The 13,887-nt window shown below is 59.8% G+C and carries 18 protein-coding genes and 1 pseudogene; 11 read left to right on the forward strand and 8 right to left on the reverse strand.

Annotation, left to right across the window (positions count from 1 at the left end):
• Nucleotides 1–89 precede the first annotated feature (89 nt).
• From AC07Y2_RS10210 to AC07Y2_RS10225, 4 genes and pseudogenes are all read left to right on the forward strand, one after another.
• A pseudogene (locus AC07Y2_RS10210) lies at nucleotides 90–293 on the forward strand (hypothetical protein); the annotation flags it as partial.
• Nucleotides 294–410: 117 nt separating this feature from the next.
• The gene (locus AC07Y2_RS10215) at nucleotides 411–812 is read left to right on the forward strand and encodes a hypothetical protein (RefSeq protein ID WP_039767347.1); all 402 of its coding nucleotides are present in this window, start codon (nucleotides 411–413) and stop codon (nucleotides 810–812) included.
• An 89-nt stretch (nucleotides 813–901) separates the two neighbouring features.
• Nucleotides 902–1,219 (forward strand): DUF6966 domain-containing protein, encoded by a 318-nt coding sequence (locus AC07Y2_RS10220; RefSeq protein ID WP_011334909.1) that lies wholly within the window; start codon nucleotides 902–904, stop codon nucleotides 1,217–1,219.
• A 115-nt stretch (nucleotides 1,220–1,334) separates the two neighbouring features.
• Entirely contained in the window at nucleotides 1,335–1,736 is a 402-nt protein-coding gene (locus AC07Y2_RS10225) for a hypothetical protein (RefSeq protein ID WP_103385923.1), read from the forward strand.
• Between the two features lie 73 nt (nucleotides 1,737–1,809).
• Here AC07Y2_RS10225 and AC07Y2_RS10230 read toward each other — a convergent pair whose 3' ends face one another.
• Entirely contained in the window at nucleotides 1,810–2,145 is a 336-nt protein-coding gene (locus tag AC07Y2_RS10230) for a hypothetical protein (RefSeq protein WP_085667548.1), read from the reverse strand.
• A gap of 174 nt (nucleotides 2,146–2,319) precedes the next feature.
• Between AC07Y2_RS10230 and AC07Y2_RS10235 the strand changes: the two genes are divergently transcribed.
• Nucleotides 2,320–3,999 (forward strand): sensor domain-containing diguanylate cyclase, encoded by a 1,680-nt coding sequence (locus AC07Y2_RS10235; protein WP_074688895.1) that lies wholly within the window; start codon nucleotides 2,320–2,322, stop codon nucleotides 3,997–3,999.
• The gene (locus AC07Y2_RS10240) at nucleotides 3,992–4,222 is read left to right on the forward strand and encodes a hypothetical protein (protein WP_103385922.1); all 231 of its coding nucleotides are present in this window, start codon (nucleotides 3,992–3,994) and stop codon (nucleotides 4,220–4,222) included. The genes AC07Y2_RS10235 and AC07Y2_RS10240 overlap by 8 nt, the downstream gene beginning before the upstream one ends.
• A 6-nt stretch (nucleotides 4,223–4,228) precedes the next feature.
• Here AC07Y2_RS10240 and AC07Y2_RS10245 read toward each other — a convergent pair whose 3' ends face one another.
• From AC07Y2_RS10245 to AC07Y2_RS10255, 3 genes are all read right to left on the reverse strand, one after another.
• Nucleotides 4,229–4,924 carry a hypothetical protein gene (locus AC07Y2_RS10245; RefSeq protein ID WP_085667546.1) on the reverse strand — a complete coding sequence of 232 codons (696 nt, stop codon included), beginning with the start codon at nucleotides 4,922–4,924 and terminating at the stop codon, nucleotides 4,229–4,231.
• A gap of 153 nt (nucleotides 4,925–5,077) precedes the next feature.
• Nucleotides 5,078–5,461: a c-type cytochrome gene (locus tag AC07Y2_RS10250; RefSeq protein ID WP_103385921.1), complete on the reverse strand. Its 384-nt coding sequence runs from the start codon at nucleotides 5,459–5,461 to the stop codon at nucleotides 5,078–5,080.
• 55 nt (nucleotides 5,462–5,516) lie between these two features.
• Nucleotides 5,517–6,848, reverse strand: a complete 1,332-nt coding sequence (locus AC07Y2_RS10255; protein ID WP_103385920.1) for an aminotransferase-like domain-containing protein — start codon at nucleotides 6,846–6,848, stop codon at nucleotides 5,517–5,519.
• Nucleotides 6,849–6,937: 89 nt separating this feature from the next.
• On the opposite strand from AC07Y2_RS10255, the gene AC07Y2_RS10260 reads away from it, so the two are divergent.
• Complete coding sequence (locus AC07Y2_RS10260; RefSeq protein WP_103385919.1) at nucleotides 6,938–7,831, forward strand: DMT family transporter; 894 nt, start codon at nucleotides 6,938–6,940, stop codon at nucleotides 7,829–7,831.
• Nucleotides 7,832–7,834: 3 nt separating this feature from the next.
• Here the strand turns inward: AC07Y2_RS10260 and AC07Y2_RS10265 are convergent, their stop codons facing one another.
• The gene (locus AC07Y2_RS10265) at nucleotides 7,835–8,656 is read right to left on the reverse strand and encodes an AraC family transcriptional regulator (protein WP_103385918.1); all 822 of its coding nucleotides are present in this window, start codon (nucleotides 8,654–8,656) and stop codon (nucleotides 7,835–7,837) included.
• A 134-nt stretch (nucleotides 8,657–8,790) separates the two neighbouring features.
• Here AC07Y2_RS10265 and AC07Y2_RS10270 point away from each other — a divergent pair, with 134 nt between their 5' ends.
• Complete coding sequence (locus AC07Y2_RS10270; protein WP_085648296.1) at nucleotides 8,791–9,309, forward strand: carboxymuconolactone decarboxylase family protein; 519 nt, start codon at nucleotides 8,791–8,793, stop codon at nucleotides 9,307–9,309.
• Between the two features lie 19 nt (nucleotides 9,310–9,328).
• Here AC07Y2_RS10270 and AC07Y2_RS10275 read toward each other — a convergent pair whose 3' ends face one another.
• Nucleotides 9,329–10,774 carry a SulP family inorganic anion transporter gene (locus tag AC07Y2_RS10275; RefSeq protein WP_039767363.1) on the reverse strand — a complete coding sequence of 482 codons (1,446 nt, stop codon included), beginning with the start codon at nucleotides 10,772–10,774 and terminating at the stop codon, nucleotides 9,329–9,331.
• A gap of 174 nt (nucleotides 10,775–10,948) precedes the next feature.
• Here AC07Y2_RS10275 and AC07Y2_RS10280 point away from each other — a divergent pair, with 174 nt between their 5' ends.
• Both AC07Y2_RS10280 and AC07Y2_RS10285 read left to right on the forward strand, forming a co-directional pair.
• The gene (locus tag AC07Y2_RS10280; RefSeq protein ID WP_085667541.1) at nucleotides 10,949–11,245 is read left to right on the forward strand and encodes a DUF7693 family protein; all 297 of its coding nucleotides are present in this window, start codon (nucleotides 10,949–10,951) and stop codon (nucleotides 11,243–11,245) included.
• Between the two features lie 77 nt (nucleotides 11,246–11,322).
• Nucleotides 11,323–11,868, forward strand: a complete 546-nt coding sequence (locus tag AC07Y2_RS10285) for a hypothetical protein (RefSeq protein WP_103385917.1) — start codon at nucleotides 11,323–11,325, stop codon at nucleotides 11,866–11,868.
• Between the two features lie 56 nt (nucleotides 11,869–11,924).
• Here AC07Y2_RS10285 and AC07Y2_RS10290 read toward each other — a convergent pair whose 3' ends face one another.
• Together AC07Y2_RS10290 and AC07Y2_RS10295 are read right to left on the reverse strand one after the other, a co-directional pair.
• On the reverse strand, nucleotides 11,925–12,539 hold the full coding sequence (locus AC07Y2_RS10290) for a hypothetical protein (protein ID WP_039767369.1): 615 nt from the start codon (nucleotides 12,537–12,539) through the stop codon (nucleotides 11,925–11,927).
• A gap of 123 nt (nucleotides 12,540–12,662) precedes the next feature.
• Nucleotides 12,663–13,121, reverse strand: a complete 459-nt coding sequence (locus AC07Y2_RS10295) for a GNAT family N-acetyltransferase (RefSeq protein WP_103385916.1) — start codon at nucleotides 13,119–13,121, stop codon at nucleotides 12,663–12,665.
• A gap of 123 nt (nucleotides 13,122–13,244) precedes the next feature.
• On the opposite strand from AC07Y2_RS10295, the gene AC07Y2_RS10300 reads away from it, so the two are divergent.
• A complete protein-coding gene (locus AC07Y2_RS10300) occupies nucleotides 13,245–13,886 on the forward strand; it encodes a TetR/AcrR family transcriptional regulator (protein WP_103386010.1) in 642 nt (213 codons plus the stop codon).
• Nucleotide 13,887: the final 1 nt, after the last annotated feature.

A 13,887-nucleotide genomic window follows, 5' to 3' on the forward strand; every position in this document is an offset into this window, starting at 1 on the left:
CACCATCAGCTCAATGAAGTTCTCATAAAAAATCCGCGGCGTAACATCGGCTCCATACCCAACAAACACCCCCCCTGGAGCACACGATCATGAAACGCCAAATCCTTCTCGGCATCGCTTTCTCGGTTCTTGCAGTCAACGCTTTTGCAGCCAAACCTGCCCACACCATGATCGCCGAAGGCGGTTCGGATCGGTTGATTGAAAGTCGCTTGGCAGAGGGTGGTTCGGATCGTCTGATCGAACGCCGTGTGGCTGAAGGTGGTTCGGATCGTCTGATCGAACGCCGCGTTGCATAAGTAAGCAGCGCATAAAGATAAGCCCGGCCTGATCAGCCGGGCTTTTCTTTGCGCGCGCTTTTTTGCGTTTGCTGGGTAAGCTCTTAGCCCGACGCTGCGAATTTCAGGTTTCCCATGGACATTGAACGACTACTGAAGAAAAAACAGCTCAACGTGCAGGAGCAAAACGCAGTCGTTGCGCATCGTTTGATGCTTTGCGCCAGTGAATGGCGCAAACAGGGTGTACCTGTCGCCCTGGCCCGATACGCAGAGTACCAAGGCATCGACTGGTCGTCGTCCATCGTGCTGGAACTGGAAATCGACTTTCCCGGCATGCCTCGCCTGTTCGGACTTTTGCTGGATCAAAACGAATGTTTCATCGCATTTGAAATCGATACGGACGCCTCCCATGAACACATTGAATCCGTGGATCGCTGGGAGGACGTCTCGTCGATGCAAAATACTTCGACATCTAATCCGGGCACAGGTAAAGGCTTTGCCTCGATCGCGCTGGACGTGAAGCGTCAGCTTGTTTGATCGCTCTTTGCGCAACGCTCACTCTTCGGCGTCTTGAAGTCGTCACTGGTTGAATATCTACGCCTCATCAAAAGGAGCACTCATTGAACATGGGCCCGAAAACCGAAACGCTGATCAAGGTACTGAATGAGCTAATCAGTGTTCTGGAAAGCGACGGAGAAGCGCACTGGAGCGCGTGGATGCGAAAAGCTCGCGCACGATTGCTGGACTCCGATTATTCCGGAATCACGTGGCTGCTCTCGGCCTATGGCGGGATGGGGTCCTTCAATGATGTCGTGCTCGGACAAACCAGCATCAACGGTGCATTTGCCTGGAAGCGCGGCTATGGCGAACTGAATGCAAAATTTGCCGAACTCCGTGAGCAAGCCTACGAGTTGGCCAATGAAATCAGGCACATGCAGCGATAACGGCATTCATTGATGGCGTCGATAGTCACCATCAGTTCAATGAAGTTCTCATAAAAAATCCGCGGCGTAACATCGGCTCCATACCAAACAAACAACACCCCTGGAGCACACGATCATGAAACGCCAAATCCTTCTCGGCATCGCTTTCTCGGTTCTTGCCGTCAACGCTTTTGCAGCCAAACCCGCCCACACCATGATCGCCGAAGGCGGTTCGGATCGGCTGATTGAAAGTCGTTTAGCTGAGGGTGGTTCGGATCGTTTGATCGAACGTCGTGTGGCTGAAGGTGGCGCTGATCGTTTGATCGAACGTCGCGTGGCTGAAGGTGGCGCTGATCGTCTGATCGAACGCCGCGTTGCCGAAGGTGGCGCTGATCGCCTGCAAGAACGCCGCGTTGCTGAAGGTGGTGCTGATCGTCTGCAAGAACGCCGCGTTGCTGAAGGTGGCTCGGATCGTCTGCTGGAACGCCGCGTTGCCGAAGGTGGCGCTGATCGCCTGCAAGAACGCCGCGTCGCCTGAATCAAACGCTCTACCGCTGTACAAACAAAAAGCCCGGCCTGATCAGCCGGGCTTTTTCACGTCCAACCGGTGCTTATTGCACGGTTTTCAGTTTGACCACGTCACCGGAGACCTTGGTGGTGTAGCCGCTCAGGACCCACGCCCAGAACCAGTTTTCCTGAATCTGAGTGTTGATCATGGCATCGCCGCCCTTGGCCTTGATGGCGGCATCCTGTGCACGGACGAAACGGCTGTTCTGCCGGATCGGGATCACGCCGAACAGCATCAGGCCGGTGGCAGTGGCTTCGCTGTGGCCAATCACGGTGTATTGGCTGCTGTCGTAATGTCTGGTGTTCATCGGGGTGCCGGTGCAACCTGCCAGAACCACACCGAACAGTGCGGCGGCGACTACTTTGCTGAGGTATTTCACTGCAAGACTCCATGGGAAAACGCCCGGGATCCGTCTCTCGGGCGGCGCACACTTTACCGAACACAGTGGCTCATTGATATCGGCCTCGGCAGACTTTCATTAAACGCCTTGCTGGCAGCCCGTCCGCGATGTCGCATACCATGGCGCCACTCCAATAAAGACAGACATTTCTCCATGCTCAAAGCCAGTCTGCGTAGCCACCTGACTCTCTGGTTTGCCGGCTTGTCCCTGCTGACGCTGTTGAGCGTTGGCTTCTATGTCGGCCACATCGCCACCGAACAAATGAAACAGGCCAGCGGCAATGCCCTGTTGAGCACCGCACGGTCGGCCGCAGCATTGCTGGGTGAGCAATTGCGTGAGCGACAACTGGAGGTTTATCTGCTCAGTCGTGCGCCGCATCTGGAGCGTGGTGATCTGGATAACCCGGCGATCCTCAAATCGATGCAGCTGCGCACCCAGGCCCGCGCCGAATATGCGTGGATGGGTATCGCCGACGCCAACGGTCAAGTGCATCAGGCCGTCAACGGATTGCTGGTGGGCCAGTCTGTCCAACAGCGTCCGTGGTTCCAGGCGGGTTTGCGCGGTGAATACACCGGCGACCCACACGAAGCCGTGTTGCTGGCAAAAATGTTGCCGGCGCTGGCGAATGGCGAACCGCTGCGCTTCATCGATTTCGCCGCGCCGATTCACAATGCCGACGGCCAGGTGATCGGCGTGCTCGGCGCCCACGCGCACTGGAGTTGGGTGACACGCATCGTCGAATCGGCGGCGCTTTCGCACAAAGGCGTCGCGCCGGACATCGAGGCATTGATCGTCGATCACGACGGCAAGGTGCTGTATCCGGAAGCGCTGGTTGGCCAGCAACTGGCAGCGAACAATCCCGACTCGCCGGGCTGGACCGTCGGCGACGGTTACCTGACCAGTGCGGTGACGGTGCCGACGCCCTTGAGCACTGCGTTATCCTGGTCGATTGCCGTGCGCCAGCCGTTGGACACCGCGCTGCAACCGGCGCGCCTGCTGCTCTATAAATTGTTGCTGCTGGGGGTGATGGCTGCGGTGGTGTTTGCACTGGTCGCCTACTATCTGGCGCTGTACCTGAGTCGCCCGATCGAGCAATTGGCACGCTCGGCTCAACAGGTGCAGAACAATCAGCCGGGGACGCGTTTTCAGTTGCAGCATCCGGTTCGGGAAATCGCCCAGCTCGGCCAGTCCATCGACACGATGACCCAATCGCTGCTGGCCAAGGAGCGCGAGTTGCAGGAAGCAAACGCTTCGCTGGAAGCCACGGTCGCACAACGTACCGCTGCCCTCACCCAGGCCAATGCCGAACTGCTGAGTCTGGCGACTCATGATGGTTTGACCGGCGCGTTCAACCGTCGCCGGCTTGACGAAAAGCTCACCGAGTACAGTCTTTTGTTTCGCCGTACCGGACGGCCGTTTGCGTTGTTGCTGATCGACGTCGATCATTTCAAACGCATCAACGATACCCACGGCCACGCGGTCGGAGATGACGTGCTGCGACAACTGGCGCAACTCATACAGATCAGCACCCGGGCCACCGATTTTGTCGCACGCTATGGCGGTGAGGAGTTTGCCGTGCTGCTGCCGGAAATCGCCAAACCGGACACCCCGGAAGTGGTCGCCGAGAAGATCCGGACCACCATTGCCGAAGCGACATTTCCGCTGGTCGGGCTCGTTACCGTAAGCATTGGTGTCGGCCTGGCCGACCCGGCCGACAACACCCCGACAGCACTGGTCAAACGTGCCGATCAGCGGTTGTACAAGGCAAAAGCGGCAGGTCGCAATCAAGTGGCCTGCCAGGCTTCGCTCATCGAGGTGAGCGAAAATGGCTGATGCGCACTCGATCCCGCCACGATTCATCCTCCACGAGACCGAACACTGGATTCTCAATCACCACATGGCATTCGGCAGTCTGGAGAATGCGCAGACTGCCACCGATGGCGCCGAGTTGATGTTGTTTATCTGGCGAGAGTTTGGCGAAAGCCCGACACCCCCTGCGATTCAGGGGGCGTCGATCAAAGATGTGACTGCGCGATTGAGGCTGGCGCTGAAGTAAACCGCTTTATTGCTTCATATCTTTGACCAGTTCAGCCATCAGCAGATCAGACACATGGGTAAATGCCTTGCGCAGGACTTCCGGATCTTTCGCGTATTGCTCCGGTAGATAGGCAAGGTTGTTGGCATCATTGAATACCGTGATCGTTTCAAAGTTTCGCCAGACCGCCGAACCCTTGCGCTTGATCTGGGCGTTGGCGCCGATCACCGGATACAGCACCTCGCTGAAGTTTTTGAGGCACAGCCCCCACTGTCCGACCATGATTTCGATTTCGGCGTCGGCCTGCTCGCCTTCTCCGACTATTGTGAACAGCCGCTCCTGCTGAACCCGGTCAACGAAACTCTGGCGGACCAGTTTGGCCAGGTCGATATCATTGGCCTTCATGTTGTTGAGGATTGCCCGGGAAATATCCCCCGTCAGCACATCACCATTTTTTGTCCCCGCAACGGACCCCGCGCCTGCCAATGCATTGACTTGTGTCGTCGATGCACCGGCCGCCATCCCGGTGGCCGCCCCGGCGCCGGCCCCCAGTCCCGCGCTCCAGGCTTGAGTCATGCTGGTGTATTTGAAGTTATCGACGGCAACAAATACCGGTAGCACCTTCAGTGTCTTGATCTGTTGACGATCTTCGACACTGAAGTTCTTGGTGACGCATCCACATAACAGCAAGAGTGCGCCAATAACAACGAGCAATTTTTTCATGGTGGGGAAAGTTCGAGGGATTGGACATCAGACTTATCGCCCGCACTCGCCAATCCTTGAACCTGGCATGACTCATTGCCACGGAAAAATTGGGGCGCGTGCAAGGCTAACGCCCCGCCCCCTCAAATGTGCAGCTCCCGCACAGGCGCTTCATTACTGAGAAAACGTCTGCAGATACGCCAACAAATTATCAATCTTCTCCTCGTCACTCAGCCCCCAGAAGATCATCCGCGTACCCGGCACCACGCCCTTCGGATCCTTCAGATACTTCGTCAGCGTTTCACGATCCCAGGTCAGGCCGGAGTTTTTCATCGCGTCCGAATACACGTAATTCGCCGACGTCCCCGCCGGGCGGCCGATGATGCCGTTGAGTTCCGGACCGAATCCCGGGCGGGCAGATTCGCCGACTTGATGACAACCGCCGCACAGGCGCGGGAAGATTTTTGCGCCGGCCTCAGCGTCACCAGCGGCCAGAACGGGTGTGCTGAGCAGGCCAGCGTTGAGGATCAGGGCGAAAGTCAGTGCAGCGTTTTTCATCAGGGATTTCCAGAGCTTCGGCGGCGCCAAGGGTAATCCTGCGCGGTCACTTGCGCTACAGGTAGGCGCCCACGACCTGGCGGACTTTGAGCAAGGCTTGACGCAGGGCAAGCATGTCCACCGATCCCAACGCCAGACGAATCGCATGGGGCACATGGGCTGAAACGGTGAAGGGTTCTGCGGTCGTGACGGAAACCTGTTCGTGCATCAACTCCACCACGATATGGTCGGCCCGAACATCTTCCGGCAGCGGCAGCCAAAGGAAATACGAAGAGGGATGGCCCAACGTCAGCAGGCCTTCGAGGATCTGCGCAGCCAGAGCTTGCCGGGCTTGGGCGTCGCTGCGCTTTTGTGCTTCGAGCAAGGTGACGGTGCCGTCGTCGAGCCAGCCGCAGGCGATGGCGGTCATCACGCCGGGGGTGTTCCAGGTAGTGGCGCGGATGATCCGCTCCAGCGCCGCCACCCGCTCGACCGGCGCGGCGATGAAACCGACACGCAGGCCGGTGGCGATGTTTTTCGACAGGCCCGACACGTAGACCGTGCGTTCCGGTGCCAGAACCGCCAAGGGAGGTGGCGGGTTATCGACCAGAAAGGCGTAGGCCGCGTCCTCGATGATTGTCAGATCATGCCGGCGGGCAATCGCGATCAAGTCCTCACGTTGCTCCAAAGGCATCACCCAGCCCAGTGGGTTGTGCAGGGTAGGCATGCTGTACACCGCACGCACCGGTCGTTGGCGGCAAAGTCTGTCGAGGGCCGCCAGATCGGGGCCCTGCTCTTTCACGGGAATCGCCACCACTTCCAGGTGCAGCGCTTCGGCCAGCACTTTGAATCCCGAATAGGTCAAGGCGTCGGCGGCAACCACATCGCCGGGTTTGAGCAGCGCCATCAGCGTCACCGCCAACCCTTGCTGCGCGCCGTTGACGATCAGCACCTGCTCGGCCTCGACACTCAAGCCCCGTGTTTGCAGGTGCCGCGCCACCGAGGCCCGTTCATGCTGGCGACCGGCGTGGGGCTGATAGCGCAGCAGCGCTTCAAGGTCGCCGGACAACGCCAGCTGCCGCAACGCGGTGCGCAGCAGCTCGGCCTGCCCCGGCAATGACGGGTAGTTGAAGTTCAGATCGATCATGCCCACCGCGACGTCTTTCTGGTCGATGCCCTGCCCCGGCAACAACGACGTTTCCCGCACGAACGTGCCGCGCCCGGCTTCGCCGCTGACCAGGCCCATGGCCTCGAGCTCGGCGTATACGCGCGAGGCCGTGACCAGCGCCAGCCCTTCGCTGGCTGCCAATTGCCGGTGAGTCGGCAGCCGCGTGCCGGGCAACAGGCGGCCGGCGCGGATATCGGCAGCATAGGTGTCGACGAGGGTCTTGTAGCGGGAGCGCGGCATGTCGGCTTGTATCCATGACAATTTTTTGATTGTGCTGATTCTCAGCCCTAGGATCGATCCAACGCAACCCACCTCCGAGCGCCACATCCATGGAACGAACCACCCACCTCGGCACCCCGGCCCTGGAAAAAACCAGCGGCTGGATCAATGGCTTCATCGGCGTCGTGATCTTCAGCGGCTCGCTCCCCGCCACGCGGTTGGCGGTGCTGGAGTTCGACCCGGTGTTTCTCACCGTCATCCGCGCGACCATCGCCGGCACCCTGGCGTTGTGCTTGCTGTGGCTGTTTCGCGAACCACGTCCGACGCGGGATCAGTGGTTCTCGTTGTTGATCGTGGCGCTGGGCGTGGTCGTGGGTTTCCCGCTGTTGACGGCCCTGGCGCTGCAATACGTGACGTCGGCGCACTCAATTGTGTTTGTAGGATTGCTGCCGCTGGCGACGGCGATTTTTGGTGTGTTGCGCGGTGGCGAACGGCCGCGTCCGGTGTTCTGGATTTTTTCGGTGCTGGGCAGTTCGCTGGTGGTCGGCTTCGCGATCTCGCAAGGCCTGACTGCCTCGCCCGCCGGCGATCTGCTGATGCTGGCGGCGATTCTCGCCTGCGGCCTCGGTTATGCCGAAGGCGCAAAACTGTCGCGCACCCTCGGCGGCTGGCAGGTGATTTGCTGGGCGCTGGTGTTGTCGTTGCCGGTGATGGCCGTGCTGAGCGTATGGCTTGCGCCCGCCTCGTTCAGCGGTATCAGCGTGTCGGCGTGGGTGTGTCTGGCTTACGTTTCGCTGTTCAGCATGCTGATCGGTTTCGTGTTCTGGTATCGCGGGCTGGCTCAGGGCGGGATTGCGGCGGTCGGACAGCTGCAATTGCTACAACCGTTTTTCGGCCTGGCACTGGCCGCGACCTTGCTGCATGAGCATGTCAGCGTGGGCATGCTGGTGGTTACGCTGGGGGTGATCCTGTGCGTGGCCGGGGCGAAGAAATTCGCCAGATAGTCTTCAACTCGCGCCAGCCTTCCATTCCCGCGGGCTGAGCCCGGTCTTGCGTCGAAACGCCCGGGCCAGCGCCGAAGGACTTTCATAACCGACTTCTTCGGCAATCAGGGCGATCGGTCGTCCCTCGCGCAGGCGTTTCTGCGCGAGGCTGATCCGCCAGTTCACCAGATAATCCACCGGCGTCTGCCCCACCACCCGCCGGAAGTGGTCGGCGAAACCGGCGCGGGACAGGTTGGCGGCGCTCGCCAGTTCGGCGACGCTCCAGGCCTTGGCCGGTTGCTCGTGCATCAGGTTCAAGGCTCGGGAAATCTTCGGATCGGCCAGCCCGGCCATCATGCCCGGCTGCTGGTTGCGACTGCTGATTAGATGGCGCAACAACAGAATCACCAGCAACTCGAACAATCGGTCCATCACCGCTTCGCGCCCGCAGTGGCCGTCGAAAGCTTCCTTGAACAGCCACTCCAGGGTGCTGGCCATTTCCGGCAGGTCGGCGAGTTTCAGCACCAGATAATCCGGCAGCGCTGCCGCCAGCGCGTTACCCGCGCCGCCGTCGAAGGTCAGCGAAGCACACACCAGTTGCGTGCCCATGGCTTCGTTGGCGAACAAGCGATGGGCCATGGGGCGCGGGAAAAAGATCAGGGTCGGTTCTTTGAGCGAGAGTTCAGGATCATTTCCCGGTTTGAGCAACAGCTCTCCCGCCTGGAGCAAATGCACATGCCCGCACACCTGATCGCCGCCGTAGGCGCTCAACCCGCAGAACGTGCCGCTGTGAAAGGTGCCGGCATTGACGCCGAAATGGCTGAGCAACGTAGAAAGGCGATCCATGACTGATTCTCGCAAGGACAGGTTTGGACGATCTGTCGCATATCCTCGACGATTTGCACCCAAAGCACCAGCCGCGCTCAATAACATGACCTCCATCCCCGGTGCACTTCGCACCGGACTTTCGGAGAATCACCATGAGCCGCATCGCCCCTCTCAGCCTCGAAACCGCCACTGACGCCACTCGCCCAGTGCTTGAAGGCGTGCAGAAAAAAATCGGTTTCCTGCCCAACCTGTTCAAGACCCTGGCCGTTGCACCTGTCGCGCTGGATGCCTACGTGCAAATCTCGGCAACCCTGGGCAAGACATCCCTGAGTGCCAAGGAAAAAGAGGCGGTGTACCTGGCCACCTCGCAAGTCAACGGTTGCGACTATTGCCTGGCAGCGCACACCCTGTTCGCCAGCAAGGCCGGGCTGGCAGCAGAAGAAATCATCGAAGCGCGTCATGGCCGGCTCAATGCCTTCGCCACCCTCGCCCAACAACTGACCGAGACTCGTGGCCAATTGAACGATGAGCAGATCGCCGCCGCCCGCGCTGCCGGCATCGACGACAAGAAGATCATCGAAGTGATCGCCCTCGTCGCTGTGCAAACCCTCACCAACTACCTGAACAACGCGGCGCTGACCGACATCGATTTCCCCGCCATCGATGCCTGATCAGTGACCGGGGTCGATCTCAGTCGTGATCGACCCCGGCGCGTTTCAGCAATTTCTTGCAGCGTTCGGACAGGTGAAACACCTGCAACTGCTTGCCCGCCTTGGCGTAGCGTTCGCGCAGGGTTTTCAGCGCAGCGATGGCCGAGTAATCGACAAAGCTCAGGTGCCGGCAATCCAGCGTCACCCGTTGCGGGTCACTGGCCGGGTCGAACTGATTGAGGAACGGCGTGGTCGAGGCAAAAAACAGCGTGCCGTGCAGGCGATAGAGTTTGCTGCCGTCCGCTTCCAGATGTTCATCGGCGTAGAGCTCGCGCGCCTGCTGCCAGGCAAAATTCAGCGCGGCGATGATAATCCCGCACAGCACGGCCGTGGCCAGGTCGGTAAACACCGTGATGGTGGTTACCGCGATGATCACCAGCACATCGTTGAGCGGCACTTTGTTCAGCACCCGCAACGAAGCCCAGGCAAACGTCTGCTGCGACACCACGAACATCACCCCCACCAGCGCCGCCAGCGGAATCCGCTCGATCAGCGGCGACAGAAACAGAATGAACAGCAGAATCAACACACCCGCTACCACGCCAGACAACCGTCCGCGTCCGCCGGAACTGAGGTTGATCACGGTCTGGCCGATCATCGCGCAACCACCCATGCCGCCGAATGCACCGGAGACCACGTTTGCCGCGCCCAGCGCCACGCACTCGCGATCCGGGTAGCCACGGGTTTCGGTGATTTCGTCGGTGAGGTTGAGGGTCAGCAGGGTTTCCAGCAAACCGACCAGCGCCATCAGAATCGCGTAAGGCGCGATGATGCGCAGTGTGTCGAGATTCCACGGGATGTCCGGCAGCGCAAATTTCGGCAGGCCGCCGGCGATGTGCGCCATGTCGCCGAGGGTGCGAGTCGGCAGGCCAAGCAGATAAACCAGCAAGCCTACGCCGAGGATCGCCACCAGTGCCGGCGGCACCGCGCGGGTCAGGCGCGGCAGGATGTAGACGATGGCCATGGTCAGCAGCACCAGCCCGGTCATCAGGTACAACGGCGTGCCGCTGAGCCACTGTTCGCCGCTCTTGAAATGCTCCAGTTGCGCCAATGCAATGATGATCGCCAGACCGTTGACGAACCCGAGCATCACCGGGTGCGGCACCATGCGCACCAGTTTGCCCAGCCGCAACAGCCCGAACGCCATCATGATCAAGCCGCCGAGCAACACCGTCGCCAACAGGTACTGCACGCCGTGCTGCACCACCAGCGCGACGATCACCACCGCCATCGAACCGGCCGCCCCGGAGACCATGCCCGGCCGGCCACCGAACAGCGCGGTCAGCGTGCAAATGATGAAGGCGCCGTACAGGCCCATCAGCGGATTGAGGTGAGCCACCAGCGCGAACGCAATGCATTCGGGCAACAGGGCAAACGAGGTGGTGAGTCCGGCCAGGACATCGGCGCGCAGACGAATCGGTTTCATGGCTTACCTGACAGAGCGGCCGACGGGCGCGGCCGCATGCATTGGCGCAAAAGAGCGCCGCGGAAAAAGAGGGTTGCGGATGTTACGCAAATGCACCGGCGTGGGCCAGTCATCGCTGACAACCGTCGGCACGCGCTTTATGCTGGCGCGCAGTTTTTGCCAGTGGAGCCTCGGATGCCGAGCGAATTGACCAGCCGCGAAGTGTGCCAGCGCTTGCGCGATGCCGCGCTGGGCGTGTGTGCCTTGCGGGTGATGGACGCGCGAGCGGATCGGGTTGCGGTCGACATTGAAGGCTGGCGCTTGCAACTGGACTTCGACGGCCAGCGCCTGCATCACTGCGCTGATTGTCTGTGCCCGGACGGTCGCGAATGGACGCTCGACACCCGGCAGCGCTTCGGCACCGATCCGGTCAGTCTGTTGAGTACCTGGGAACTGGCGCAGATCGAAGGCTTGTTGCGGCAACGTGAATGAGAGACGGCAATCAGAGTTGCTCAATGATGGCACTCTGCCCATAATTCGCCCCCCTCTTCTACGCGCAAGGAACTGCCGTGAAAAAATCGCTGTTGTTGATCCCGTTGTTTGCTCTGCTCCTGCAAGGCTGTGGCATGACCATGGCCCGTTACGAGCCAAGCTTCGACAATGTTCAGAAGCTCAAGCAAACCCCGCCGCTGCACGCGATCAGCAATCCACAGGTCAGCGCTGAATCGGGCGAAGGCTCGTTGATGGTCCGCGCCAACCCGATCAAGTCGCCGACCGGCAGCATCCCGGCGCATATCCAGGACGCGATCACCGAAGAACTGCGCAAGGCCGGTCTGCTCGATCCGCAGTCGCCCCGTCATCTGCAAGTGCTGGTTGTAAAGAACCAATTGAACGCCGGCATGGGTACCGGTGATGGCACCATCGCCGCGCGCTTCACTCTGCGCAACGGCAACGATGTGGTGTACGACGCCACCAAAGACGTCAGTCATCAATGGAACAGCAGCTTTTTCGGCTTTATCGCGATTCCCAACGCGACTAACGCCTACAACCCGATGCTGCAGGACTTGCTGAAAAATCTGTACAGCGATCCACAGTTCATTCAGGCCCTGAAGTAAGGGCAAAAAAAAGAGCCGCGATTGCGGCTCTTTTTTTGCCCACTCGCTGGAGTGAGTCAGATGCCCGAATACTTCGGACGGTTGCTGTCGGCCCATTCCTTGAGCAGCGCATTGACCTGCCGAGTGAATGTATCGGTCACCGCCGCTTTCGGCGTATTGAACGCCAGCGGGAGGAACCAGATGCCCATCCAGGTGCCGACCGCGTCATGGTTGCTGGCGGTAGACAACGGCTGGCCTTGCTGATCGAGGGTTTCCAGGCTCATGGTGTACTGGTCGGTGGCATAGGCTGGAATGATCGTCATGCTCAGACCACTGATGAACGCCAGCACCAGCTGACCGCCATTCGGTGGATGGTTGTACATTTTCAGACGCAGGCTGTAGTCACCTGGCTGCTTCTCGAACTGGTCGAAGGTCACACGACCGAACAAACCCGAATCCTTCAGGACGGTTTGCAATTGCGGTTTGAGCATGTCCCGAGCTTGTGGCATTTCCACGGCGGAAGCGCTTTTCGGCTCGCCCTGGTAAAAGTCGAAATCGACATAGATGTTTGGCTTGTTGGCATAACTGGCCATCGATGGCAGCGTGACCGGAGCCACTTCGTCCTGGGTGAAACTGGCACAGCCGCCCAGCGCGAGCACCAGACTCAGCGCCAGGATTTTCCCGAATTGCATGATGTCTTCCCTAAAAGTGATATCAAAGAGCCTCCATTGCGGAGCACCGGGGCGGATTCTAGTGATCGTCTACGTTCAGGAAAAGACCTGATTCGGGAAAAACGTGAAAAAGAGTGCGCCAGCTCAGCTTTGGCGCAAATCGAGGGTGTACGTGTAATAGCCCGTATCGCGCACCCAACCGAGTGATTCGTACAAACCCTGGGCGCTGAAATTATCGGTGGCGGTTTCCAGTACCAGTCCCTTGGCGCCGGTTTCGACGGCGAAGTCGCGGGCGGTGTTCATTAAAAGCCGCCCCACTCCACGGCCACGGGCGGCCGGCGTGGTGAACAGGTCGCTGAGCAGCCAGATGCGGTGGGCGTCAATCGAAGAAAACGTCGGGTATAGCTGGACGAATCCCAGCGCCTCACCGCTTTCATCTTCAACCAGAAAAATCGCCGATTCATTGCCGGCCATGCGCTCGGCAATAAAGGCTCGCGATTGCTCGAGGTTCGACGGCTGGCCATAAAAGCCGCGATAGGCGTCGAACAGCTTCGCCACCGCGTCGAGGTGAGTCGTCGTGGCGCGCAGGGCCCGGAGAGTCATTGGCCTTTTCCTGACGTTATTGAAATTGAAACCAGCATAGCGCCGAGAAACGAGTTCGCTGGCCTAATCGCTATATAGTTTTGTATATTTCGAACCCGAAATGGCCAGACCTCCATGCCGTCCATGAGCAGCATCCGCGCACGCAACCAGCAACTGATCCTGGCCGCCGCCAGTGAAGAATTCGCCGCCAACGGCTTCGACGCGACCCAGACCCGCGACATCGCCGCACGCGCCGGTGTGCCCAAAGCCAACCTGTATTACTACTTCCAGAGCAAGGAAAACCTCTACGGCAAAGTGCTGCTCGGCTTCGTCGAACCGTTGCTGGAAGCCTCGGCGGTGCTGCGCGAAAGCGACGACCCACTGATTGGCCTGCGCGCCTACGTTGCCGCCCGCATCCGCATCGCCCGCGAGCATCCGGCGATCGCCAAGGTTTTCAGTAGTGAGTTGCTGCTCGGCGGCCGTCAGTTGCCCGACGAATGCCGCGACCTATTGCACGGTGAGGCACGGCGGAATGTCGAGTGCCTGCGCAGCTGGATCGACCGTGGTCTGCTGGCGCCGGTCGATCCCGAGCATTTGATGTTGTTCATCTGGTCGGCGACGCGCACCTACACCAACATTGGCTGGCAGATGGGGCGCATCACCGGGCGGGAGGTGCCGCAGGATGAGGATTATGCGGTGGCGGCGCAGACGATTACGCGGCTGGTGTTGAGCGGTGCCGTGTCCGAGCCGGTGAGTGATGTTCGCAGGTTGATGTTTGCGACCTGAA

Source organism: Pseudomonas sp. GW456-12-1-14-TSB6 (genome assembly GCF_059424205.1).

Excerpts from the sequence above, each read along its gene's own strand:
- AC07Y2_RS10215 (WP_039767347.1), top strand. The coding sequence starts at position 411 with ATGGACATTGAACGACTACTGAAGAAAAAACAGCTCAACGTGCAGGAG.
- AC07Y2_RS10220 (WP_011334909.1), top strand. The coding sequence starts at position 902 with ATGGGCCCGAAAACCGAAACGCTGATCAAGGTACTGAATGAGCTAATC.
- AC07Y2_RS10225 (WP_103385923.1), top strand. The coding sequence starts at position 1,335 with ATGAAACGCCAAATCCTTCTCGGCATCGCTTTCTCGGTTCTTGCCGTC.
- AC07Y2_RS10235 (WP_074688895.1), top strand. The coding sequence starts at position 2,320 with ATGCTCAAAGCCAGTCTGCGTAGCCACCTGACTCTCTGGTTTGCCGGC.
- AC07Y2_RS10240 (WP_103385922.1), top strand. The coding sequence starts at position 3,992 with ATGGCTGATGCGCACTCGATCCCGCCACGATTCATCCTCCACGAGACC.
- AC07Y2_RS10245 (WP_085667546.1), bottom strand. The coding sequence starts at position 4,924 with ATGAAAAAATTGCTCGTTGTTATTGGCGCACTCTTGCTGTTATGTGGA.
- AC07Y2_RS10250 (WP_103385921.1), bottom strand. The coding sequence starts at position 5,461 with ATGAAAAACGCTGCACTGACTTTCGCCCTGATCCTCAACGCTGGCCTG.
- AC07Y2_RS10255 (WP_103385920.1), bottom strand. The coding sequence starts at position 6,848 with ATGCCGCGCTCCCGCTACAAGACCCTCGTCGACACCTATGCTGCCGAT.
- AC07Y2_RS10260 (WP_103385919.1), top strand. The coding sequence starts at position 6,938 with ATGGAACGAACCACCCACCTCGGCACCCCGGCCCTGGAAAAAACCAGC.
- AC07Y2_RS10265 (WP_103385918.1), bottom strand. The coding sequence starts at position 8,656 with ATGGATCGCCTTTCTACGTTGCTCAGCCATTTCGGCGTCAATGCCGGC.
- AC07Y2_RS10270 (WP_085648296.1), top strand. The coding sequence starts at position 8,791 with ATGAGCCGCATCGCCCCTCTCAGCCTCGAAACCGCCACTGACGCCACT.
- AC07Y2_RS10275 (WP_039767363.1), bottom strand. The coding sequence starts at position 10,774 with ATGAAACCGATTCGTCTGCGCGCCGATGTCCTGGCCGGACTCACCACC.
- AC07Y2_RS10280 (WP_085667541.1), top strand. The coding sequence starts at position 10,949 with ATGCCGAGCGAATTGACCAGCCGCGAAGTGTGCCAGCGCTTGCGCGAT.
- AC07Y2_RS10290 (WP_039767369.1), bottom strand. The coding sequence starts at position 12,539 with ATGCAATTCGGGAAAATCCTGGCGCTGAGTCTGGTGCTCGCGCTGGGC.
- AC07Y2_RS10295 (WP_103385916.1), bottom strand. The coding sequence starts at position 13,121 with ATGACTCTCCGGGCCCTGCGCGCCACGACGACTCACCTCGACGCGGTG.
- AC07Y2_RS10300 (WP_103386010.1), top strand. The coding sequence starts at position 13,245 with ATGAGCAGCATCCGCGCACGCAACCAGCAACTGATCCTGGCCGCCGCC.